Origin of the sequence: Ferrimonas sediminum (assembly GCF_900100175.1) — a bacterium.
In the GTDB taxonomy this organism is placed as follows: Bacteria; Pseudomonadota; Gammaproteobacteria; order Enterobacterales; family Shewanellaceae; genus Ferrimonas; species Ferrimonas sediminum.
This window is the reverse complement of record NZ_FNEM01000027.1, coordinates 1-22216: the sequence shown is the minus strand read 5'-3', so window position 1 is coordinate 22216 and position 22216 is coordinate 1. Positions and strand designations below refer to the sequence as shown.

General features: G+C 59.3%; 18 protein-coding genes. 6 read left to right on the top strand and 12 right to left on the bottom strand.

Annotated elements, in window-relative coordinates; translation table 11 throughout:
* Positions 1-24 precede the first annotated feature (24 nt).
* A complete protein-coding gene (locus BLT77_RS19125) occupies positions 25-1353 on the top strand; it encodes a heterodisulfide reductase-related iron-sulfur binding cluster (protein WP_090368376.1) in 1329 nt (442 codons plus the stop codon).
* A gap of 16 nt (positions 1354-1369) precedes the next feature.
* The gene (locus tag BLT77_RS19120; RefSeq protein ID WP_090368374.1) at positions 1370-1969 is read left to right on the top strand and encodes a DUF3501 family protein; all 600 of its coding nucleotides are present in this window, start codon (positions 1370-1372) and stop codon (positions 1967-1969) included.
* On the opposite strand, the gene BLT77_RS19115 is transcribed toward BLT77_RS19120, so the two are convergent.
* The 4 genes from BLT77_RS19115 to BLT77_RS19100 form a co-directional block, all read right to left on the bottom strand.
* Positions 1966-2718: an HvfC/BufC family peptide modification chaperone gene (locus tag BLT77_RS19115; protein WP_090368372.1), complete on the bottom strand. Its 753-nt coding sequence runs from the start codon at positions 2716-2718 to the stop codon at positions 1966-1968. The genes BLT77_RS19120 and BLT77_RS19115 overlap by 4 nt on opposite strands.
* The gene (locus BLT77_RS19110) at positions 2715-3554 is read right to left on the bottom strand and encodes an MbnB/TglH/ChrH family RiPP precursor modification enzyme (protein WP_090368370.1); all 840 of its coding nucleotides are present in this window, start codon (positions 3552-3554) and stop codon (positions 2715-2717) included. The genes BLT77_RS19115 and BLT77_RS19110 overlap by 4 nt, the downstream gene beginning before the upstream one ends.
* Positions 3551-3850 (bottom strand): BufA1 family periplasmic bufferin-type metallophore, encoded by a 300-nt coding sequence (locus BLT77_RS19105; protein WP_090368368.1) that lies wholly within the window; start codon positions 3848-3850, stop codon positions 3551-3553. Before BLT77_RS19105 ends, BLT77_RS19110 begins: the two co-directional genes overlap by 4 nt.
* Before the next feature lie 114 nt (positions 3851-3964).
* On the bottom strand, positions 3965-4603 hold the full coding sequence (locus BLT77_RS19100) for a TetR/AcrR family transcriptional regulator (RefSeq protein ID WP_090368390.1): 639 nt from the start codon (positions 4601-4603) through the stop codon (positions 3965-3967).
* Between the two features lie 109 nt (positions 4604-4712).
* On the opposite strand from BLT77_RS19100, the gene BLT77_RS19095 reads away from it, so the two are divergent.
* On the top strand, positions 4713-5579 hold the full coding sequence (locus BLT77_RS19095) for a LysR family transcriptional regulator (protein WP_090368388.1): 867 nt from the start codon (positions 4713-4715) through the stop codon (positions 5577-5579).
* Positions 5580-6149: 570 nt separating this feature from the next.
* On the opposite strand, the gene dddY is transcribed toward BLT77_RS19095, so the two are convergent.
* The 5 genes from dddY to BLT77_RS19070 form a co-directional block, all read right to left on the bottom strand.
* Positions 6150-7406: a dimethylsulfoniopropionate lyase DddY gene (gene dddY / locus BLT77_RS19090; protein ID WP_425431751.1), complete on the bottom strand. Its 1257-nt coding sequence runs from the start codon at positions 7404-7406 to the stop codon at positions 6150-6152.
* 141 nt (positions 7407-7547) lie between these two features.
* Positions 7548-7949 carry a cytochrome c3 family protein gene (locus tag BLT77_RS19085; RefSeq protein ID WP_425431750.1) on the bottom strand — a complete coding sequence of 134 codons (402 nt, stop codon included), beginning with the start codon at positions 7947-7949 and terminating at the stop codon, positions 7548-7550.
* A 26-nt stretch (positions 7950-7975) separates the two neighbouring features.
* Positions 7976-9493 carry an acrylate reductase flavoprotein subunit ArdA gene (gene ardA / locus BLT77_RS19080; protein ID WP_090368364.1) on the bottom strand — a complete coding sequence of 506 codons (1518 nt, stop codon included), beginning with the start codon at positions 9491-9493 and terminating at the stop codon, positions 7976-7978.
* 487 nt (positions 9494-9980) lie between these two features.
* Positions 9981-10961 (bottom strand): MDR family oxidoreductase, encoded by a 981-nt coding sequence (locus BLT77_RS19075; RefSeq protein WP_090368362.1) that lies wholly within the window; start codon positions 10959-10961, stop codon positions 9981-9983.
* A gap of 387 nt (positions 10962-11348) precedes the next feature.
* Positions 11349-13187: a DUF885 domain-containing protein gene (locus tag BLT77_RS19070; protein ID WP_090368384.1), complete on the bottom strand. Its 1839-nt coding sequence runs from the start codon at positions 13185-13187 to the stop codon at positions 11349-11351.
* A 383-nt stretch (positions 13188-13570) separates the two neighbouring features.
* On the opposite strand from BLT77_RS19070, the gene BLT77_RS19065 reads away from it, so the two are divergent.
* From BLT77_RS19065 to BLT77_RS19055, 3 genes are read left to right on the top strand one after another with little or no spacing between them, the layout of a single operon-like run.
* Entirely contained in the window at positions 13571-14743 is a 1173-nt protein-coding gene (locus BLT77_RS19065) for an efflux RND transporter periplasmic adaptor subunit (protein WP_245710001.1), read from the top strand.
* Positions 14743-17877, top strand: a complete 3135-nt coding sequence (locus BLT77_RS19060; protein WP_090368358.1) for an efflux RND transporter permease subunit — start codon at positions 14743-14745, stop codon at positions 17875-17877. Before BLT77_RS19065 ends, BLT77_RS19060 begins: the two co-directional genes overlap by 1 nt.
* On the top strand, positions 17874-19286 hold the full coding sequence (locus BLT77_RS19055) for an efflux transporter outer membrane subunit (RefSeq protein ID WP_090368356.1): 1413 nt from the start codon (positions 17874-17876) through the stop codon (positions 19284-19286). Before BLT77_RS19060 ends, BLT77_RS19055 begins: the two co-directional genes overlap by 4 nt.
* A gap of 2 nt (positions 19287-19288) precedes the next feature.
* On the opposite strand, the gene BLT77_RS19050 is transcribed toward BLT77_RS19055, so the two are convergent.
* From BLT77_RS19050 to BLT77_RS19040, 3 genes are all read right to left on the bottom strand, one after another.
* Positions 19289-20494, bottom strand: coding sequence for an MFS transporter (locus BLT77_RS19050; RefSeq protein ID WP_090368354.1), 1206 nt, complete (start codon positions 20492-20494; stop codon positions 19289-19291).
* 61 nt (positions 20495-20555) lie between these two features.
* Positions 20556-20786: a hypothetical protein gene (locus BLT77_RS20125; protein ID WP_143026688.1), complete on the bottom strand. Its 231-nt coding sequence runs from the start codon at positions 20784-20786 to the stop codon at positions 20556-20558.
* 116 nt (positions 20787-20902) lie between these two features.
* A complete protein-coding gene (locus BLT77_RS19040; protein ID WP_090368352.1) occupies positions 20903-22024 on the bottom strand; it encodes an endonuclease/exonuclease/phosphatase family protein in 1122 nt (373 codons plus the stop codon).
* Positions 22025-22216: the final 192 nt, after the last annotated feature.

Below are 22216 nucleotides of genomic sequence, written 5' to 3'. Positions count from 1 at the left end.
TAACCCGAGCTAAGGAGGCCATCAATGGCCCACAGGGAAGGCAGTCTGGACGCTCCCACTCGCCATCCGCTGGACTGGAAATCAGCCAGCTTCTACGACCGGCAATCGCTGGACCACGAGTTGGAGCGGGTATTTGATATCTGCCATGGCTGTCGCCGCTGCGTCAGTTTGTGTCAGGCCTTCCCTACCCTGTTTGATCTGGTGGACGACTCCGACACCATGGAGGTCGATGGCGTCCGCAAAGGCGATTACGCCCAGGTGGTCAATCAATGCTATCTGTGCGACCTGTGTTACCTGACCAAATGCCCCTATGTACCGCCCCACGACTGGAACGTGGATTTTCCGCACCTGATGCTGCGGGCCAAAGCGGTGCAGTTTCAAGAGTCACCGCCGCCCTTTCGCGACCGGTTGATGACCAGCACCACCGCCGTCGGCAAGCTGGCGACATTGCCGCTGGTGGACGTCACCGTCAATGCCCTCAATCGTTCCGCCGGCTTTCGCAAAGGGCTGGAGGCCACTCTGGGTATCGACCGCCGGGCCACCCTGCCCCAGTACCACCGCCACACCCTGCGCCACCGTACCCGGCCACTGGCTCAAGAGATCGACCCCGAACCGGCCGGCGAAACCACCGGCAAGGTCGCGCTGTTTGCCACCTGCTATGGCAACGCCAACCGGCCGGATCTCGGCGAAGATTTCTTTAAGGTGTTTCAGCACAATCGTATCCATATCGAGCTGGTGCCCGACAACCACTGCTGCGGCATGCCCAAGCTGGAGCTGGGGGACCTGGACAGTGTCGACGCTTTAAAACAGCAGAGCATCCCCATACTGGCCGATCTGGTTCGCCAGGGCTTTGACCTGATCGCCCCGGTGCCCTCCTGCGTACTGATGTTCAAGCAGGAACTGCCGCTGATGTACCCCGACGACCCCGACGTTGCAGCGGTGCAGCGGGCGTTCTTTGATCCGTTTGAATACCTGCATCTGCGCCACAAAGCCGGGCTGATGAACACCGACTTTGCCCATGAACTGGGCGATGTCAGCTATCACGTCGCCTGCCACCTTAGGGTGCAGAAGATTGGCCTGAAAACCCGGGACATCCTGCAGCTGATCCCCGGAACCCGCATCGACGCCATCGAGCGTTGCTCCGGTCACGATGGCACCTACGCCCTGAAAGTTGAAAGCTACGACCACGCGGTCAAAATCGCCCGACCGGTGGTACGAAAACTGGCGCAGCAGTCCTCTCGCCACCTGGCCAGCGACTGCCCCATGGCCAGCGCCCACCTGGCCTCCCTGCAGGAGGGAGAGGCGGAGCCCAGCCACCCGATGACCCTGCTCAGGCGCGCCTATGGGTTGTAATCCTTCGGAGTTCACTATGAGTAAACTGACCCGGGACCAGCTGTGGTCTCTGGAAACCTATGCAGAAAAACGGCCGCAGTTCCGGCGCCAGATCATGGAGCACAAACGGCTCAGACAGCTGCTGCTTGGGGAGCACATCCGCCTCAGCTTCGAGGATGCCCTGACCATCCGCTACCAGATTCAGGAGATGCTGCGCATCGAAGGGATTTTTGAGCGAGCGGGCATTCAGGAGGAACTGGATGCCTACAACCCGCTGATCCCCGATGGCACCAACCTCAAAGCCACCATGTTGATTGAGTACACCAATGTCGATGAGCGCAAACAGCGGCTTAAAGAGTTGGCGGGCATCGAGCACACCCTGTGGCTTCAGGTGGGCGACGGTCAGAGAATAATGGCCATCGCCGATGAAGACATGGCCCGCAGCGAGGCCGAAAAAACCTCCAGCGTGCACTTTCTTCGGTTTGAATTCCCCCCCGATGCGATTATCGACATCAAGCAGGGCGGGCCGCTGCGCTGCGGCATCGATCACCCTCAGGCCGGGGTCCCTGAGATCACCGCGCCGCCGGAGGTACGCAATGCCCTGGCCCGGGATCTGGAGATGCATTACGCCAGCTAGGAGGCATCGCCAGCCACCAGCCACTGACGCTGAATCATCTCGGCCAGATGCTCGGGCTTCAGCCTCACCGGCCGGTCACTGATCCCTCGCAGCGGCAGGCGCAGCGTTTGCAAGCTGGCCAGCTCCGCCGCCGTCAGCTGCCGGTACTCCACACCGGCTGCCGTCGGCCAGATGGCCCAACAGGCCATCGCTCCCTGGTCGACCTGCAGCTCCTCATCACTGCCCTGAATCAACCGCTGTCCGCCAAGCCACAACGCCTCGATGCAATAGGAGGAGGCCACCAGGGTCAACCCGGAATTCAACCGCCACGGTGGCCGCGACGATCCCCCCTCCAGCAGCCACCGCTGACACCGGGACAGGTTCAGCGGCGGGCTATCGTACGCGTAATAGGCACCATGCCAGCCCCACTCCCACTGCAGCAGCGCCGGCAGGAAAGGGTAATCGGCAAACAGGGCCGCACTCTGGGGCTGTCCCCTTAACCAGGGCAGTAATTCGGCCCCCACCCGCTCCAGGCTTTGGCTCTGGGGCAATGAACCCGCGCAGTTGCGGCAGATGGTCAGCATCAGCTCCTCCCCCAGCAGGTAGCGGCACACCCCAAAGGTACTCAGCAAAGCCTGTACCAGGGCGCCGGCGCGGTTTTGCCGGTAGACCTCCAGGGCCTCGTCCAAACGAATGCCATCCGCCAGAGGCTGGAACCCTTGCTCTCCGTGCAAACGGTGGTACTCAAGCGGATCCCTGACCCAGCTCATATCGCCTCCTGCCGCTGCAGCAACGACCTTGCCCGGTCGGCCTCTTGCAACAGCACCGACAGCGGCGGAATGTCGTTGTCCCACTCGATGATCGTCGGCCTGGGGCCCATGGCGGCGATTACCCGGGCATACAACTGCCACACCGGCTCACTGACGCTGCTACCGTGGGTGTCCACCAGCACATTCTGGCGTCGCTGATAGCCGGCCAGATGACAATAGGCCACCGCCCCCAGGGGGAACTGGCGCAGCAGCGCCATGGGGGACAGCCCCAGGTTATGAGCGGTCACATACAGGTTATTGATGTCCAGAAGCACCCCGGCTCCGGTGCGCCGATGCAGCTCACCGAGCAACTCCCCCTCATCCAGGCAGTCGTCGGCATAGGCCAGATAACGGGAGATGTTCTCGATGATAAAAGGCAGCCCGGTGGTGTCCTGAATGCGATGAATGGCGGCCATCAACGGTGGCACCATCTCCGGGCAATAGCGAATCGGCAGCAGATCATGCACCCGGCCGCCGGGGAGCTGACTGACGCTGAGGTGATCGGACACCGCAATGGCACCCAGCTCTGAAGCCATACGGGCCAGGCGTTTCAGATAGTCATCATCGGCCCCACCGGAACCCAGTGACAGACCCACACAGTGCAGCACCACGGGATGACGCTGTGCCACCTGCTGAAGCAATCGGTAATGGGGGCCTCGCAGTGCCAGGTAGTTGTCTGCCATCACCTCAACGAAGGGCAGCGGCTGTCGCCGCTGCAATACCTGCTGCAGGTGTTGCTCCCGCACACTGATGCTGACGCTGTCCGACTCGATCCCGGGCAGACGCCCCGGGGTCATGACTTATCCATCCCCTTGGCGGGTTTCACCTTGGCCACTTTGCCACCAATCTTCTTGCAGGTGCCTTGAGGGACGTACACCCACTCCTCGGGGCTGTTGTCGGTCTTGGCCTGTCCGGCACAACCATGGCTGCCGTCGAGGGCACCGCAGTCATTCATGCCCTTTTTGGCGACTCCGGCGCACTTCTCCCAGGCCTCAGGCTGATCGGGTACCGCCTGGGCATGGTTGGCGGCGACGAGAAGACCAACCGACATCAGGCCGGCGAGTGTTGCATTCAGGGTTTTGCGCTTATCCATTGCCTATCTCCAGTTCAACACAGAGGGTTCAACTAGAAGATAGGGGTTTGAGCAAAACTCTTACTCAATTGCTGATAACAATATGATCCATCGATAGACCATAAGTGCATTAATTCAGGCGGCCTGCCGCAGCTGAATCAGCCATTGGGACAGTTCGTTGCGGGTGGGAATCCGCTTATCGGAGTGACCCAGCAGTTGCGCCAGGGCATAGCAGTATTGGTGGTACAGCTCGATGTCGCAGCAATCGGTATCACCTTCATCGATGTTCACCATGGTACCGCGGACAAAGTTGCGAACCAGTGAAACACGGTCATACCCCTTCATCTCGCCCATCTCGCGGATGAGGTCCTTGTTCCACTGGTTGTAGTCATTCCAGGCTTTGTTGTACGCAGCCTGGTAATACTCACCGGCCTGCTCCAGCAGATCGGTGTTGGGTATCACTCGGGAGATCACAAAACGATCATTACACAGCACGTCACGCATGCGCCAGCAGTGATGGTACAGAAAACGGTGCAGCGGATCGGCGTAAGTTTCTTCATCCTGCTGGGCCTGCTCGAAAAAATCTCGGAACTCGGCGATGGCTACCGCAACCACCAAATCCGCTTCATTGGTAAAATGGTTGTACACCGTGCCCTTGGAAATTTGACTGGCCTTGACCAGATGTGAACGAGCCAGGTTAAAGCTCTTTTGTCCCCGCAAACAGCGCTGTGCTACGGAAACCAGAAAATTGCCCCGTTGTTCCCAATTGCTCATGGCCGGCTCCAGTTTTTTAATGTTGAAACTCACAGTTACACCATAGCAACCTTTGGTCATACCGAATATTGAGTAATACTTGGGGCATCATTTGCAAAGCGAATACACCATGCTCAAAGTCGAACTTTTAGAGAGTTTCATCGCTGTCGCCGAAGCCGGTAATATGTCAAAAGCAGCCGATCGCGTTTGTCGTACCCAGTCCGCGCTGAGCCTGCAGATCAAAAAGTTGGAAGAGAGCGTCGGCCAGTCGCTGCTGGAGCGCGATAACCGTGGCACCAGCCTGACCGAAGCCGGTGAGAAACTGCTCAACTACGCCTATAAAATGGTGCAGTTGAACTCTCAGGCACTGGATGACCTTAAGGACACCGATGCCAAGCAGATTATCCGCCTCGGGGTACCCACCGACTATGTGAAGTGGTATCTGGAGAGTGGCCTGATTGAGTTTATTCGCGAGTTTACCAATCTGTCGCTGGTGATCGACACCGACGTCAGTGGCAACCTGTTCAAGCGTCTGCAAAATGGCGAGTTTGACGCCATCATTGCCACTCACTGGCATCCACAGCCCCACGGCGATCTGCTGTTTGAGCGCCGCTTTGTCTGGGCTGCCGCCAAAAACGGCAACGCTCACAATCGCTCAACGGTGCCCATGGCGCTGTATCCGGAAAACTGCCCCATCCGCGCCCAGGTATTCGCTAACCACAACATCTCCATGCGCCCCATCAATGTGCTGCTGTCGACACCGTCGCCCCAGGCATTATGCATGGCGGTGGAAGACGATCTGGTGATTGCCCCCATCGCCGAGTTCCGCGTCAACGACAAGATGCAGGTACTGGATGCCGATGAGCACAAGTTGCCGCCGCTGCCGATGTTCAACGAGTCGTTCTACATCAACCCGGCTTCGGAAACCAAGGCGCTGGAACAGCTGCGGGCCTTGCTGAAAGCCAACATCAGCAAGATGGTTCTCAACCCCAGTTAAATCGTCCCCGGCTCAAAAAAAGCCCCGCTGTCTGCGGGGCTTTTTTATGCCAGCACGTTCTGTCACCGCCGTGAACAGGAAGACCCGGTGTCGACGATTTCTGCCCCTGGGTGTCACCGGCCACTGGATAGCTGCGTCCACCCTGAAAAAACAACTCCCCCTTTGCTCCCCCTCAAAGCCACAACAAAAAAGTGCGCCGCAACAAGGTTGCGGCGCACTTTTAGGACAGGGCTCGATGACCCGGCATCACATTGAGATCGATGCAGGAAGGTCTTGATGATGATGATGAAACCGCAAACATAGCTCCCTTAATGCCCGGCACATCGAGCCCCCAACCGCTGCTCTCTCCTTCAGCGGTAACCCGGGGAAACACTCTCCCTAACCGGTGTTCACCCGGCCCAATAGCCAGGAACATCCGGTGTGAACTCAAACCATCACTGCAAAGGTGCCACCGCCAGCCATAAGAGCCGCTATGGCCAGGGCCTGCGCGTGTTCGACTGTTACCATTTTGGTTTCTCTCCAGATTTAAGTGTCAGTTCACACCTACCACCAGGCAGGAAAAGACAAGATTCAGAACTTGGTCTTGGTCAGATCACAACGGATCTTCTCGCCACGCATGGCCGGAGTGTCAGGACGCTCGGCGGACTCACACAGGCGGGTGGTGCCGTAGTCATTGCGCTTGTCGTTGGCGTTGGATCGTGCCCACACGGTGACAATCGCCTTCTCTTCCGGCTTGGCGTGGCAGTTGGCACCGTTATAGTTAAACGCGTGGATGGTGTTCTGGTGGAAGTACGCCAGATCGTCTTTCTTAGGCGAGGTATTGGCCCAGAACCATGACTCATTCGCCATGCCGGCATCGAACTCCACCTCACGGATGGTGTCGGTTTCGCTAACGGTTTTCACCAGCGGGCTGTCTTCACGAACAGCAAAATTCTGGAACTCATCGGCACACGCCGGCTCGCGCATGGTGTAGTAGATCTCAGAGATGGCGTGATTATGGTACGGGTAGAAGGAGTCGATGCGCTGGGTCACCATGCCCACCTCGGCACCCACCTTCTCGTTGTTGATCTCATCGATGCGCAGCAAGCCCCAGTGACCGAAGACTTCGGCGTAGGCGTAGTTGCCACGGGTCTTGTCGAAATTGCGCTTGTTACGCTCGCTGTCTTCGGCGTACATCGGGAACCAACCGACCGAAGCCCACAGGTTCGGCAGCGCATTGGCACTCACGTCGAACGGGAAAGCGGCCGGCAGTTGAATGTCGTCGCCGGTCACCATCTTGGCGAAGTTGTCGGTGAACTCTTTACCAAACTTCTTCACTTCGGTGTCGGTGACCTTGCTATCGAAGAACTCCTCAAAGGTGGTGCGATTCAGCCACTGGGCCACCGGGGAATTCTTCTCCAACTCGCCACCCGGGCTGTAGATCCAGTTAACCTCTTCACGGGCACCGAAGCACTGCTTGGCTTTGTCCGGGTTGTTGATCACCGCGTAGATGTGTTTCACCATCAGCTTCATGTCACGACGGTCCATGATGCACATGTACTGCGGCCCTTTGAGGTCATGAGTATTGGTCTGATACATGGACTGATCTGAGTTACGGCAGTTGCCATCGGTGGTGCTCAGTGCGACTGCATAACCTTGCAGATATTTCAGAGTTTCCTGCCACAGAATATCGACGTACTTCTGTTCTTCCTTGGAATAATTGGCGGGTTCGCCCAAACATTTAAATTCGGCGTTTTGAATCTCTTTCTTATCAAGAAAATCTGGAATATCTGCTGCAAGAGTACTACTGGCAACCAGAGAGATTGCAAATAATAAAGCTGTTTTCATCATATCTTTATCCAAAATATAGCCCTCTTACTTAGTGTCTGTAAGAGGGCTAAAGAATACCCGGCATCCAAAGAGCGATGGCGCTTATCGGAAGGGCACCCTGAAGATGCCGGTTTAACCTAGAACGTTCAGCGAACGATATTAGTTCTTGTGCTTATCGAACTTGAAGGTGTGACAGTCGTTACACATAGGCGCCTTCGCCTCGTGCTCACCGTGACATTCGGTGCAAGGCACCTCTTTGCCGTAGTGCAGGTTGTTATGAGGGTTCTGCCACAGCTCCTCTTCATCCTTACGAACCGTCTTCTTAGCCAACTTATCGACCTTGTGGCACTTCAGACAGGCGTCGTCTGCAGGACGGAAAGAGGGAGTGTCAGTACCGTGACATACCTTACAGTTGTCCTTCTTGTAGAACTTCTTGTGGTAAGTACGACCGTCCATCATACCCTGGTCAACCAGAGTGGCACCGGCTTTAACTTCGGCAGAGACGTTCATGCTTGCCAGCAGAGCGGCAGCAGCGGCCAGGGTCATTAACTTTTTCATCATCTAATCCTCTATTCTCTGTTATTGACTCAGGCGCCCATGATGCTGCGAGCAGCTGTCATGCCCATCACCATGCAATCTGGAATGGAGCAGCTACCCAGACGGCTCACACCGTGCATACCACCGGCCACTTCGCCTGCGGCGTACAGGCCTTCGATGCGCTTGCCGGTGAAGGAGTCTTTAACTTCCGCTTTGGTGTTGGTCTGAACACCGCCCTGGCAGTAGTGAACCTTGGGCCACAGACGAACCACGGTGAACGGCGCTTTCAGGTATTTGCCTTTGGCTTTACCCATATTCTTGCCGAACTGCTCATCCACACCGGACTTCACATAACCGTTGTACTCTTCAACCTGCGCTTCCAGAGCCTTCAGCGGCACGTCGAAGTGCTTGGCCAACGCTTCCAGAGAGTCAAACTTCCAGCCAACACCGTACTTCAGTACTTTCTTACAGTTAGGGTGCTGGTTGGCGTGCTCGTAGCTGGTGATCATGATTGGCGGCAGGGCTTCACCCTTGGCATCACGACAGGACAGCTCGGCATCCGCACGGGTCTTACGGTCGGCGATTTCGTTCATGAAACGCTTACCGGTCATGCGGTTAACCGCAATGGAGTGCGGGAAGTTAAAGATCGAGTAGTTGGACACGTAGCCGAAGCCACCTTCGTCCGGAGACGCCCATGGGCCTGACTGGATGTGGGCCATGTGCACTGGAATCGCGCCCAGACGGAACATCTCGAACATGCCCTCACCGGTCGCGCCCTTGGCGTTGGTGCAGCCCACTTCGGCGGTCAGGGTGGGATCCTGGGCCATACGCAGGTCTACGTTCTGGGCGAAACCGCCGGTGGCCATGATCACGCCGCGGGTCGCACGTACGTTGATCGCTTCACCGGTATCCTCTTCGCCGAAGTAGTAGCCCTTCTTCAGCTTAACGCCAACCACTTTGCCCGCTTCATCAACGATGAAACCGTCAAACTTGGTGCGGCTTACCATGTTCACACCAACCTTGCGGCACTCACGCAGCAGCGGCTGGGTAATACCGGCGCCACAGCTTACTGTGGTCTGGTAGGTACGGGGTACGGAGTGGCCACCCAGCTGTTGCAGGTAAGGGTGGAACACGGCACCGGCGTCCATGGTCATCTGCAACGCTTCCATGGCGTGGGAAGCCACGTGACGCAGCAGGGCTTCGTCGGCAACACCACGACCGGCTTTCAGCTGGTCGCTCACCATACGCTCTACGGAGTCATCCACACCCTTCTCTTTCTGCATCGGAGTGCGAGGCGCGGCGAACAGGCCACCGTTAATGGCGGAGTTACCACCAAATACCGGCATCTTTTCGAAGATAGTCACTGACTTACAGCCCTGACGGGAGGCTTCGATGCCTGCGGCCAGGCCGGCAAAGCCGGAGCCGATAATGGCAATTTCTACCGTTTCATCCCACTTCACGCCTTCGGCACTTACTGAGGTCGCCAAGGCCGGAGCGGCCATTACGGCCCCCGCGGCACCCAACCCCTTAATAAAGTTACGGCGTCCTAGCTGATTAACATTACTCATCTGGTTCTCACCCTTGTTTTGTTATCTCAAGGGCGAGTGTAGATATGGAACCCGTTCCAAAACGTGAATGCCTTTACCATTCTGTTAACAAAAGATCACAGCAACGTAAACTGAGAGGCTCATCATGATTGGACTCAATAGTGTGAGAAAATAGCAACAGGCCAATGTGATAGTACAAAGACCATGTAGCATTGAACTGTCGGCGGCAACGCATAGGGAGAGGTGTTTCCGGCATCGGATCGCGTTTCTCCCGTCAACGCGGGGGGATCGTTTGGGTTGTTACAACGGTAAAAAGCGAAAGACTCTGGAGAGATAGCGGCGTTTTCCGCCCAAATTGGGATCAAGGCTGGTCGGCACGGGTATGACCGAGAGGATAACGGAAACAGGGCGGGCAAACTTTGTTGAACACACCGCCGTTGCCCGGGAACAGACAAAAAAATCCGCCCCATTGGAGGGGCGGATTTTTGTCAGTCGAATGGTGGAGACATTACAGCGCCACGATCACCCGGCCGGTCACCTGACCTTTGACAATCTGGCTGGCGTAGTCCGGCACTTGCCCCAGGCTGATGGTCTGGCAGGCCTGCCGATAAAAGCTCTCTGGCAGAATCTTCAGCGCCTGTTCCCAAGCCTGCTGACGCTTCTCAAACGGACAAGCCACGGAATCCACACCTTGCAGACGCACCCCGCGCAAGATAAACGGCATCACTGTGGTCGGCAGCGCAAAGCCGCCGGCCAGGCCGCAGATGGCGGCGGTGCCACCATAGTTCATCTGTGCCAGGGCTGTGGCCAGCACCTGGTTGCCCACAGTATCGACAATACCGGCCCAGCGCTGACGCTCCAGTGGACGTGATTTGGCCTCCAGCTCTTCCCGGGCCAGCAGATCCGACGCCCCCAGGCTGCGCAGCAGATCGCCGTTTTCCTCGACGCGACCGGTGGATGCAACCACCTTATAACCGAGTTCGGCCAACAGTGTTACCGCCACAGAGCCAACGCCACCACTGGCACCGGTGACCAGTATCTCACCATCCTTAGGACGAACGCCCCCCTCTTGCAGGGCCTGCACACACAGCATGGCGGTCAGGCCGGCGGTACCGATCATCATCGCCTTGTGCTCATCGCAATCGACGGGCATGGGCACCAGCCAGTCGGCCTTCACCCGGGCACGCTCGGCCATGCCACCCCAATGGTTTTCACCCACGCCCCAACCGGTCAGAATGACCTTATCGCCGGCCTGGTAGCGATCGTCGGAAGATTCCAGCACGGTACCGGCAAAGTCGATGCCGGGAACCATAGGGAATTCGCGAATGATCTTGCCGGTTCCGGTGATCGCCAGGCCGTCTTTGTAGTTCAGAGACGAGGCCGAGACACTGACCAGCACCTCGCCTTCCGGCAGATCGCTGTCCTGAATCTGTCCCAGTTGAGCCTGAGTTGTTTTGCCCTCTTGGGTCAATAGCAGCGCATTAAACATGTTGGTTTCCTATGGAATTGTGGATTAAGGTCGGCTCACCATCCGCTTCCGTTCACAGAATGATGCAGCTCCTCGCTGGCGCCCTCACCAACGGCAATAGGCGGACGCACAATGAACCAAGCATATGTCAGAAAAGTCACCAGAAACACTGATTTCACTGCATATCAGACATGCACACAACGCCCGTTCACCAGGATGTGATCTCGAGTATCGCGCATACTTATTGGCCACGATCCAGTTCACAGTGATTGGCAACCCGCGGCCAGCTGCTCCCGGGCATCTCGCAGGATAATCCGGGCAACCTGCTGATCACCGAAAGCGGCGATGGTTTTATTCGGGTAGTGACCGCCGCAGATAACAACGGGGCCGAGGGCCCCGTTCTAGCGGTTAGCCAGCCTTGGCCAGGCCCTGGGTGGTAGTGATGTAGTCGTCCACCACCTGCTCCAGAATGCTCAGCGGCAGGGCGCCATTTTTCAGCACCGCATCGTGAAATGCCGCCAGCTCAAACTGCTCGCCGAGAGCATCTTTAGCCTTCTCCCTCAGTGCCAGTATCTTCATCATGCCGACTTTGTAGGAGGTAGCCTGCCCCGGCATCACGATGTAGCGCTCAATCTCCGCCACCACATCGGAGGTGGCCATGCCGGTGTTGGCCTGCATATAGTCGATGCCACGCTCACGGCTCCAGCGTTTGGCATGGATACCGGTATCCACCACCAGACGGACGGCGCGGAACAACTCCGCCTGCAGTCGTCCGAGGTTGTCCAGCGGATCCTGCTGGAACCCCAGCTCCCAGGCCACCTGCTCGGCGTACAGGGCCCAACCCTCGACGTAGGCGGTAAACGGCGACATGCGACGGAAAAACGGCAGCCCCTCCAGCTCCATCGCCACCGCAATCTGGAAGTGGTGCCCAGGAATCCCCTCGTGGTACGCCAGGGTGCGCATGCTGTACTTGGGGGTTGCCCTGATGTCATACAGGTTGGCAAAGAACCGGCCCGGGCGGGCACCGTCCAGTGACGGCGGCTCGTAGTAAGCGCCGGGGGAGGTCTTCTCCTTAAACTCGGGAATCCGCACCACCTCCATGCCGGCTTGCGGGCGAATAGTAAAGGCTCCACCCAGTCCGGCATTGATCTCATCCAGAATGCGCCGATATTCGGCCAGAATCTGCTGTCGGCCCGCCTCACTGTCTTCGAAATAGAAACGCGAATCCGCGGCCAGGGTGGCGATAGCGGCGGTAAATCCGGCATCGGTGTCGATGCCCTGCCCGGCCAAAATGGTCAGCATCTGTGCCTGAATGCGATCCACCTCCGCCAGCCCCAACTGATGAATCTCATCGGCGCTGTAATCGGTGCTGGTAAACAGCTGCAGCGACGCCTGATAGGCCTTGTCGCCATTGGGCAGGTGCCAAAAACCATGGTCACTGCCGGCTTTGGGCTTCAGTGCCACGAAGTAGTCGATAAACAGTTGGTAGGCCGGGTGCACGTAGTCACGAATGCTGGCATCGGCGACCGCCAGCAGCCGCTGTTTCTCCTTCGGGTCAAGACTGTCCAGGGCGGACAGGCGCTCATCCAGCGAGGTGTAGAGAATATTCTCCGTCACCGGTGTGGCCACAAAAGCGGTCATCTCCTCCAGTACCCGATCAATCACGAACCTCGGCGGAATGATCCCCAGTTGCTCTCGAAGCTTAAGCCCCCGCAGGTTCTGCTGAAACTTGCGCTCCACCTTCTTCAGTCGAGACAGGTAATGCTCGGCATCCTCGACGCTGGTGACGGGGTGTTTGGCCTGCATAAAACTAGGGTAGCCATTTTGGATTCCAAATAACTGATTAACAGGGTAGTTGTGATAGCGAAACTGCTTCGACTGCTCCATGAAATTCAGCAGATACAACGCCACATCCTTGGACAGGCGCTCATCATCACTCAGGCTGGCATCGTCGTAGCTCAGCAACACCTCACGGGCCTCAAGCAACTCTTTGAGCATCCGCTCCCCTTTCTCGGGGCTGTCATCATCCAGCTCGGCGTTATGGCCATTGATGCCCAACGACTCCAGAACGCCCAGCGAGGTTAAAGTTTCCGGGCTGTCGAGCGCCATCTTAATCAGCGTTCGATCCAGAAATGCCCTCAGCATCACCGGCTTGTCGGCGTGCCATTCGTGTGCGGCAAAGCCGCCGGCCACCACCGCCAGCGACAGCACCCCGATCCCCAGGCGCTTAAAAACGGTCTTAATCATGATCATCCTTTATCAAGCAGTAAACGAAACGACTCCTTAGCCGACAGAAACTACCACCAGCCACTGCAAATTAACATTTCAATAACGTTTCAAGCTATTGCAACCACATGAGGTTAGCTCGGCGCTTGGCCATTGAATTCAGATGGGGTTAAGCTCTACACTACGGCTATAACTTACTCATATCGATTACTTTTGTGCCCGCAGGACGCGGCAAAAAACACTGGGGAACCCCCTCGGTAACCCGCCAGACTCTGTGTGTACACGACTCGGTACGGATCACCGAGGCGGACGCCCCTGACGTTCGCCGCACACTGCGGGTAACGACCATGCTTCACACAGCCCCTACTCCCCTGCTCCGCGGCCTGACCGCCACCATCCTGTTGATGCTGGGTGGCTGTGAGCAGCCCCCCATGGAACTGACACCCAAACTGGTGGTGGTAGAAAAAGTCGGCACCGCCACCGTGCCGCTGTACGGCAACTACGTCGGCGTGACCCGGGCCTCGCTGGACGTCGAGGTGCGCGCCCGCATCGACGGTTTTGTCGAAGACAAGACCTTTGTGGAAGGCAGTGCGGTGGAAACCGGCGAGCTGCTGTATCAGATCGACAACAAGCCCTACGTTGCCGTGGTTAACCGGCTTGAGGCCAAGCTGGAATCGCAGCAAGCGGCGCTGGAAAAGGCCCAGCGTGACGTTAAGCGACTGCAACCGCTGTATGAACAGGACGCCGCCAGCCAGCTGGATTTCGACAACGCCCTGTCAATTCTTGCCCAGGCAAAATCCAACCGCGCCGCCAGTCAGGCGGAGCTGGAGGAGGCGGAGCTGGAGCTGAGTTACACCGACATCAAAGCCCCCATCAACGGTCTGGTCAGCCGCTCCGAAGTGGACATCGGCGCCCTGGTGGGCAGCAAGGGCCAATCCCTGCTGACCCGGGTTAAGCAGGTGGATCCCATCTACGTCAGCTTCAACATGTCGGCGCTGGACTACCTCAATGCCCGTCGCCGCATGACCAGCAGCAGCGCCAAAAGAGAGGCGGAAACCGAAGGTAAGGCGGTCGAGGGCTTTGTGCAGATCACCCTGCCGGACAACAGCCAGTACCGTTACTGGGGTGACGTCAGCTTCACCGACCCTTCGGTCAACCCGGAAACCGGCACCTTTGAGGTACGGGCAGTACTGCCCAATCCGGATCGGGAACTGCTGCCGGGCCAGTACACCAATGTGCGCATCAAACTGTCTGAGATCGACAACGCCATCGTTATTCCCCAGAAAGCCACCCGGGTCGATCAAGGCGGCGTCTACGTGATGGTGGTGCTGGACGACAACAGCGTCGAGCGCCGCTTTATCGTCATCGAACACCAGGGTAAAGAGGGGGTGGTGGTAAAAAGCGGCCTGCGTGCCGGTGAACTGGTGATCGTCGAAGGGATGCACCGGGTCAGCCACGGCCAGCTGGCCCAGCCGTTAACCGCCGAGGAGTACAAGGCCCGCGAGGATGCCAAGCAAAAAGCGGATGCCCTGGAACAGCAGAAGATTGAACAGCAGCAGGAACAGGAGCAAGAGTAATGGCCCAGTTCTTCGTCAACCGCCCCGTCTTCGCCAGCGTCATCTCCATCGTCATCGTGCTACTGGGGCTGATCGCCATGTTCCAGCTGCCCATCGATCAGTACCCCTACATCACCCCACCACAGGTGAAAATCTCCGCCTCCTACCCCGGCGCCAGCTCCACCACCGCCGCCGAATCGGTGGCGACGCCGCTGGAACAGGAGGTCAACGGGGTGCCCAACATGATCTACATGAGCTCCAAAAGCACCAACTCCGGCAGCACCAATGTCACCATCACCTTTGATGTCGGCACCAATCCGGATCTGGCGGCGGTGGACGTGCAAAACGCCACCCAACAGGCTTCGGGCAGTCTGCCCATCGATGTACAGACCGAAGGGGTATCGGTCTCCAAAGAGGCCTCGGTGGAGCTGCTGAAGCTGGCGCTGACCTCCAGCGACGAGCGCTTCGACGAGATCTACCTCAGTAACTACGCCACCATCAACATCGAGTCGGCGCTGCGACGCATCCCCGGCGTCGGCCGCACCCGCAACACCGGCTCCCGTAGCTACTCGATGCGGGTATGGCTGAAACCGGACCAGATGGCCGGCCATGGCCTCACCACCAGCGACGTCATCAGCGCCATCAAGGCACAGAATAAAGAGAGCCCCGCCGGTACCATCGGCACCCAGCCCAATGTGGACGATCTCAGCCTGACCCTGCCCATCACCGCCGCCGGCCGGCTGTCGAGCGTACAACAATTTAAAGAGGTGATCGTCCGGGCCAACAGCGACGGCTCGCTGATTCGGCTGCGGGACATCGCCCGCATAGAGTTGGGCTCGTCGGCCTACACCCTGCAATCGCAGCTCAACGGCCAGAACGCCACCATTTTGCAGGTCTACCTGTTGCCCGGCGCCAATGCCCTGGAGGTGACCCAGAGGGTCAAGCAGACCATGGCACAACTGGCACAGAAGTTCCCCCAGGGCATGGACTGGCAGGTGTTCTACGACGCATCGCTGTTCATCGAAGACTCCATCTCCGAGGTGGTGAAGACCCTGATTGAAGCGCTGATTCTGGTGGTGCTGGTGGTGTACCTGTTCCTGCAAAACCTGCGCGCCACCTTGATCCCCGCCATCGCGGTACCGGTGTCGCTGGTGGGCACCCTGGCGGCGATGCTGGCGTTCGGTTTCACCATCAATACCGTCAGCCTGCTGGCGCTGGTGCTGGCCATCGGCATCGTGGTGGACGACGCCATCGTGGTGGTGGAAAACGTCGAACGGCTGATCAACGAACAGGGCATGAGCGCCGCCGACGCCACCCGGGCTGCCATGAAAGAGTTGTCCGGCGCCCTGGTCGCCACCAGCCTGGTGCTGGCGGCGGTGTTTGTGCCGGTCTCCTTCCTCGCCGGCATTACCGGCATCATGTACCGGGAGTTTGCGGTGGCCATTACCGTGGCGGTTCTGATCTCCACCGTGGTGGCCCTGACCCTGAGCCCGGCCCTGTGCGCCCTGCTGCTCAAGCCCGACTGCGGCCAGCGGCCGCGCTTTTTCCGCTGGCTGAACCGCAAACTGGATGTCAGCACCAACAAGTACGTGGCGCTGGTGGGGCTCACCAACCGCCACGCCGGCCGCAGTTATCTGGTGTTTGCCGCCATGGTGGTGGCGGTGTACCTGATCATGACCTCCCTGCCCGCCAGCTTTATGCCCGACGAAGACCAGGGGCGCTTCTTCATCGACATGACCCTGCCGGACGGCTCCACGGTCAACCGCACCCAGGAGGTACTGAAAAAGGCCGAGCAACACGTGATGGCCCATTCGGCGGTGGCCTACTCCTTTACCCTGGCCGGCGAGAACCGCCGCTCCGGCTCCAACCAGGCCAACGGTCAGTTCGAGGTGATTCTCAAGCCCTGGCCGGAGCGCAAACAGGACGGCGCCACCATCAAGCGGGTGATGCATCAGATTCAACGAGATCTCAACCAGGTGCTGGAAGCGGAGTTCAACCTGTACCTGCCGTCGGCGGTTCCCGGATTGGGCAACGGCGCCGGCGTGGAGATGGAGCTGCAGGATACCTCCGGCACCAACTTCAAGGGGCTGATGGAGAATGCCGGCCAGTTGGTGGAACAGCTGAAGCAGCAACCGGAAGTGGCCCGGGCGGGTCTGTCGCTGCAGGCAGCCATTCCGCAACTGAAACTGTCGGTGGATGAAGCCAAGGCGATGGCCATCGGCGTCAACGTCTCCGACATCTATAGCACCATCAAGACCTTTACCGACTCCTCCACGGTCAACGACTTTAACCTGTTTGGCCGGGTCTACCGGGTGAAGATTCAGGCCGAGGATCGTTACCGCCAGTTCCCGAGCCAGATTAAGGACTACTACGTGCGCTCCGCCAGCGGCGCCATGGTGCCCATCGGCGTACTGGCCCATTACGACTACACCGTGGGGCCGGCGGCCGTCACCCACTACAACCTGTTCTCCAGCGCCTCCATCAACGTCACCCCGGCCCCGGGCTACGCCACCGGCGATGTCATCAAGGCCATCGAACGGGTGGCCACGCCGATGCTGTCCAACGAGTTTCGCTATGAGTGGACCGGCCTGACCTATCAGGAGGTGCAGTCGGCCAACCAGACCAGCATCGCCATCGCCCTGGCCATGGTGTTTGTGTTCCTGTTTCTGGCGGCCCTGTATGAAAGCTGGACCATTCCGGTGGCGGTACTGCTGATCGCCCCCATCGCCATGCTGGGGGCGTCACTGTCGACTCTGGTCAGCGGCATGGAGAGCAATCTGTTTTTCCAGGTGGCCTTCATCTCCCTCATCGGCATGGCGGCCAAGAACTCGATCCTGATTGTGGAGTTTGCCAACCAGCTGCATCAGCAGGGCCGCAGTCGTCTCGACGCCGCCATGGAAGCGGCCAACCTGAGATTCCGGCCGATTCTGATGACCTCCATGGCCTTCATTCTCGGGGTGCTGCCACTGGTACTGTCCACCGGGCCGGGGGCGGTCAGCCGCCAGTCGATCTCCATCCCCATCCTCGGCGGCATGGTGTTCGCCACCACCATCGGTATTGTGTTGGTGCCACTGTTTTTCGTCACCTGTGCCGGCTGGTTTAAAGGACGGGCCGCCAACACCCCTGCCACAGCAACTGCGGGAGAACGTGTATGACACACCTGCGCCTCTACCACCCGCTGCTGCTGGCCCTGATTGTGAGCGGCTGCGCCCTGGGCCCGGACTACCAGCGGCCGCAACTGGATCTGCCCGCCCAGTACCACAGCGACACCGACACCGGCAGCGACACCCATCTAGGCCAACAGTCCTGGCGCCAGTACTATCGCGACCCCAACCTGCAGCGTCTGATTGAACAGGCCCTGGCCCAGAACCTGGATCTGCAGACCACCGCCTCCAAGCTGAGGGCGGCCCGCTCTCAGGTCACGGTCACCGATGCGGCCCTGTATCCGGAGCTCAGTCTCAGTGCCAGTGGAGAGCGGTCACTGGACAGCGGCCTCACCAGTACCGACCCCGACATCGAAGACACCCTGTACCTGGCCGGAGTCGTATCGTGGGAGCTGGATCTTTGGGGTGCCAATCGTCGCCGCAGCCAGGCCAGCTACGCCAACCTGCTGTCCAGTGAACAGCAGATGGCCCTGGCCACCGTCAGCCTGATCAGCGACGTGGCCAGCCGCTACTACCAGTGGCTGGATGTGGAGCAGCGCTACCGCATCTCCGCCAGCACCGTGGAACTGCGCCTCAAGGAGCTGGATCTGGCACGACTGCGCCGGGCCAACGGGGTGATCTCCGGGCTGGAGGTTCGGCAGGCCGAGGTGGAATATCAATCCGCCCGGGTGACCCTGCCGCAGCTGGATTTCGAGCGTAAACAGACCGCCAATCAACTGCGGATTCTGTTGGGCAGCTTTGACCAGGCGCTGCAACCGGGCAGCAAGGTCACTCAACCGTTCCAGCGGTTGCCGGACAGCCTGTCGGTGGGCGTGCCCTCCTCCATGCTCACCCAGCGACCGGACGTGCAGGCCGCCGAGCAGCGGTTGATTGCCGCCACCGCCAATGTCGGCGTCGCCAAGACCGCGTTTTTCCCCTCGTTCACCATCAGCGGCAGCTATGGCCGCGAGAGCGAACAGCTTGGCGACATTCTCGACAGCCAGGGAGTGACCTGGTCGTTGCTGGGGGGACTGACCGCGCCGCTGTTCAATGCCGGGCGCATCAGCGCCGAGTACGACATCGCCAAGGAGAACGCCGAGCAGGCGCTGCTGGCCTACCGCAGCGTGGTGCTGACCGGCTATTTTGAAGTCAATGACGCCATCAACGGCTACCGTCGCTCACAACTGGCCATTGCCGCCCAGGAGGAGCTGGTGGCCAGCTCCACCGAGTACGTGCGGCTGGCGCGCCTGCGCTACACCAATGGCGTCGCCACCTCGCTGGATCTGCTCGATGCCCAGCGTCAGCTGTTCAGTGCCCAACTGGCGTTATCACAGATCAAACGGGACCGGATGCAGTCGATGGTCAACCTCTATCGCTCACTGGGCGGCGGCGCCGGGTCTCCTCCGGCGGATCAGGACTGACCTCAGGCCGGCTGCAGTTGCAACCGGGGCACGGGGCGGGCGTTGATGGGCAGGTGCAACACCGCTGCCAGCGCCGCCATCACCACCGTGGTCCACCAGATGGGTTGATAGCTGCCGTAGTGATCGAAGATCAGCCCACCGACCCAGGCCCCCAGGAAACTGCCCACCTGATGGGTGAAAAACACCAACCCATACAGGGTCGACAGGTAACGGGCACCGAAGATCTGTCGCACCAACCCCGAGGTCAGCGGTACGGTGCCCAGCCAGCAAAAGCCAATGGCACCGCCAAACAGTGCCGCGGTGTGCTCGGTCACCGGCAGGGTGACAAAGGCGGCAATCACCGCGGTGCGCATCAGGTACAGGCCACTCATCACATAGCGCTTGTCATAGTGATCGCCCAGCAGTCCCCAGAAGTAAGAGCCAAAGATGTTGAAGATGCCTACGTACGCCAGGGCCATGGCGGCCACCTGCGCCGACAGGCCCTTATCGGCCAGATAAGCCGGCAGGTGGGTGGCGATGAACATCACATGGAAACCGCAGACAAAGAACCCCAGATGGATAAACCAGTAGCCACGGTGCGCCGACGCCTCCCGCAGCGCCTGCTTCAGGGTCTGTGCCGGCACCGCCTGGTTGGATTGCGGCTGTCTGCCCGGTTTCACAAAGGAGGCGAAGGCGATCATCAGGGTGCAGATCAGGGCGAACAGCTCCATGGTGAAGCGCCAGTCAAACTGGTGCAGCATCGCCTGGGCCCCCGGAATCACCGCAAACATACCAAAGGAACCGGCGGCGGTGGTGAGGCCAAACGCCTTGGCGGTATGTTGCGGCGGCACCGCCCGGGCCACCGCCCCCAGCACGATGACATAACTGGTGGCACTCAGGCCCAGCCCCACCAGAGCCCCCAGTGACACAAACAACCAGTTGGGCTCGGTGGTCAGCGCCGTCATCAACAAACCGCTGCCATAGGCGATGGCTCCCAGCGCCATCACCCGGCTGGCGCCATAGCGATCGGCCGCCATGCCCACCAAGGGCTGGAACAGCCCGAACAACAGGTTTTGCACCGCAATGGCCAGGGAAAAGAACTCCCGGCCGGTGCCAAAACTCTCCACCATGGGACTGAGAAAGATGCCAAAGGACTGGCGGATACCCAGGCTGATGATCAGCACGGCAATGCCCATCCACACCAGCAGGGGAAAACGGAAAATACTCAAAACTACTCCAGGGAAACGGGGTGGCCATGACGGCCGCTAACAAGGTGGTGGAACGGCAGCCTTACTCAGGCACAGGGGATGACGATCCCCCGTGAGGGTGATGGTGCGGAGCCTGTGTCTTCTCCGTATGTTGATGATGACCGGAGGCGCCGTCGCCAGCATGGCACCCCGAGTCCATGGCATGATCGGACAGGGCCACCAGCAGGCCATTACTGTGGTGAACGCCATAGAGCACCACCCCCAGTAACAGAGTCATTCTCAACAGCTGGGCAAACAGGGACTGGGATCGCATCAACACGCTCAATCAGACAAACCGGGCGCCAATGCTACTCCCCATTTAGTAAAGCTACCAGAGCAAACGCAGTTGAATTAAATGCAACAACGGTATGCGTTTGATGCATGTCCGTATCAGGGGACCAGTACGGCATCCAGCCACACCAGGCGGTGATCCGAAGAGACGCGCCGGTTGGCCACCAACCGGTGCAGCCGGCTTCGGGTCGTCGGCCAGAATACGCCGCTCTGGCGCACCTGCCAGCCGCTGCGCGACGGCAATACGTAATCCACCCGGGCCCGCCAGGCGGCGGTGTGTTGTGCCCCGTCGGGATTATCCGGTGAATGGTAGCGACCGCCATCACTGCCCGGCGCGGGTTCGGCCTGTATCCCGGGGTGGTGCAACAGTTGTTCGATGGCGCCCGGATGGCTGTCCCCCTCCACCGCCGAGGCGTTGTAATCGCCCACAATCACAAAGCGACTGCCCGCCGCCAATCCCCCGCCCTGACCGTTGTCGTCCTCCAGATAATCGCTCCTGAGGGGATCGATGTAATCGGCCCACAGACGAATCTCATCATGGTTGCGCGCCGCATTGCGCCGCTCCGGCCCATCAAACACCGGCGGTGTCGGGTGGGCCGCCAGCAGATGCAACCTCTGCTCCCCCACCGTAATCGGCACATCCCAGTGCGACTTGGAGGAGAGCCGCATCCCCAGGCGGGTCGCCTCATCGTAAAACGGCCGTCCGTCCGGGTGAGTAACCCGCAATGCAGCGGGCATACGATGCCACAGAAACTGTCGGAACGTCCTCACCCGCTGGTGATCGATGGGGTAGCGGGACAACACCAACATGCCGTACTGGCCCGGGTAGGCACCAAACCCGTAGGCGTCCCCCAGTGTCCCCGACGCCACACCATCGCCGTCGATGTCCAGCGAACTGGGCTCACCGGCGTTCACCGGAGCACAATAGTGATAGGGATAGTCGATGCCGGCCTGCCCCTTCTGCCCTACCTTCAGGTAGTGATTGATGAACGCCTCGGCGCCGGTGGTGGCATCGGCGATGTAATCGAACTCGTTCAGCAGCAAAATGTCCGGACGCACCCGTTGAATGATCTCGGCGACATTTCGAATCTGCGGGTGCTTGCCGGTGGCCAGATGCCTGGCCAGCGCCGTCGGATCGAGCGCTGCGCCATCCTCGACATAGTTGCCGGCTTCCATGCTGGCGTTAAAGGTCGCAATGCGAAGCGTGCTGGGGGCGGTCATAAACGAAAAGCAACCTGATGGCCGGAAAAGCCGTCATGGTAGCAAACCCCACCCCGGGATGCCGACATTCCAGCGCTCATTAGCGTCCACGGACGCCCAAAACTTGCACACCCCCTGTCGGACAGGAGCTCTGTCAGCCAAAAGCGTTTTTTCCCGCCCTCACGGCCTGATGACGCCCAAAACTTGCACAAA

Coding starts and splice junctions, on each gene's coding strand:
- BLT77_RS19125 (WP_090368376.1), top strand. CDS start 25: ATGGCCCACAGGGAAGGCAGTCTGGACGCTCCCACTCGCCATCCGCTG.
- BLT77_RS19120 (WP_090368374.1), top strand. CDS start 1,370: ATGAGTAAACTGACCCGGGACCAGCTGTGGTCTCTGGAAACCTATGCA.
- BLT77_RS19115 (WP_090368372.1), bottom strand. CDS start 2,718: ATGAGCTGGGTCAGGGATCCGCTTGAGTACCACCGTTTGCACGGAGAG.
- BLT77_RS19110 (WP_090368370.1), bottom strand. CDS start 3,554: ATGACCCCGGGGCGTCTGCCCGGGATCGAGTCGGACAGCGTCAGCATC.
- BLT77_RS19105 (WP_090368368.1), bottom strand. CDS start 3,850: ATGGATAAGCGCAAAACCCTGAATGCAACACTCGCCGGCCTGATGTCG.
- BLT77_RS19100 (WP_090368390.1), bottom strand. CDS start 4,603: ATGAGCAATTGGGAACAACGGGGCAATTTTCTGGTTTCCGTAGCACAG.
- BLT77_RS19095 (WP_090368388.1), top strand. CDS start 4,713: ATGCTCAAAGTCGAACTTTTAGAGAGTTTCATCGCTGTCGCCGAAGCC.
- dddY (WP_425431751.1), bottom strand. CDS start 7,406: ATGAAAACAGCTTTATTATTTGCAATCTCTCTGGTTGCCAGTAGTACT.
- BLT77_RS19085 (WP_425431750.1), bottom strand. CDS start 7,949: ATGATGAAAAAGTTAATGACCCTGGCCGCTGCTGCCGCTCTGCTGGCA.
- ardA (WP_090368364.1), bottom strand. CDS start 9,493: ATGAGTAATGTTAATCAGCTAGGACGCCGTAACTTTATTAAGGGGTTG.
- BLT77_RS19075 (WP_090368362.1), bottom strand. CDS start 10,961: ATGTTTAATGCGCTGCTATTGACCCAAGAGGGCAAAACAACTCAGGCT.
- BLT77_RS19070 (WP_090368384.1), bottom strand. CDS start 13,187: ATGATTAAGACCGTTTTTAAGCGCCTGGGGATCGGGGTGCTGTCGCTG.
- BLT77_RS19065 (WP_245710001.1), top strand. CDS start 13,571: ATGCTGGGTGGCTGTGAGCAGCCCCCCATGGAACTGACACCCAAACTG.
- BLT77_RS19060 (WP_090368358.1), top strand. CDS start 14,743: ATGGCCCAGTTCTTCGTCAACCGCCCCGTCTTCGCCAGCGTCATCTCC.
- BLT77_RS19055 (WP_090368356.1), top strand. CDS start 17,874: ATGACACACCTGCGCCTCTACCACCCGCTGCTGCTGGCCCTGATTGTG.
- BLT77_RS20125 (WP_143026688.1), bottom strand. CDS start 20,786: ATGCGATCCCAGTCCCTGTTTGCCCAGCTGTTGAGAATGACTCTGTTA.
- BLT77_RS19040 (WP_090368352.1), bottom strand. CDS start 22,024: ATGACCGCCCCCAGCACGCTTCGCATTGCGACCTTTAACGCCAGCATG.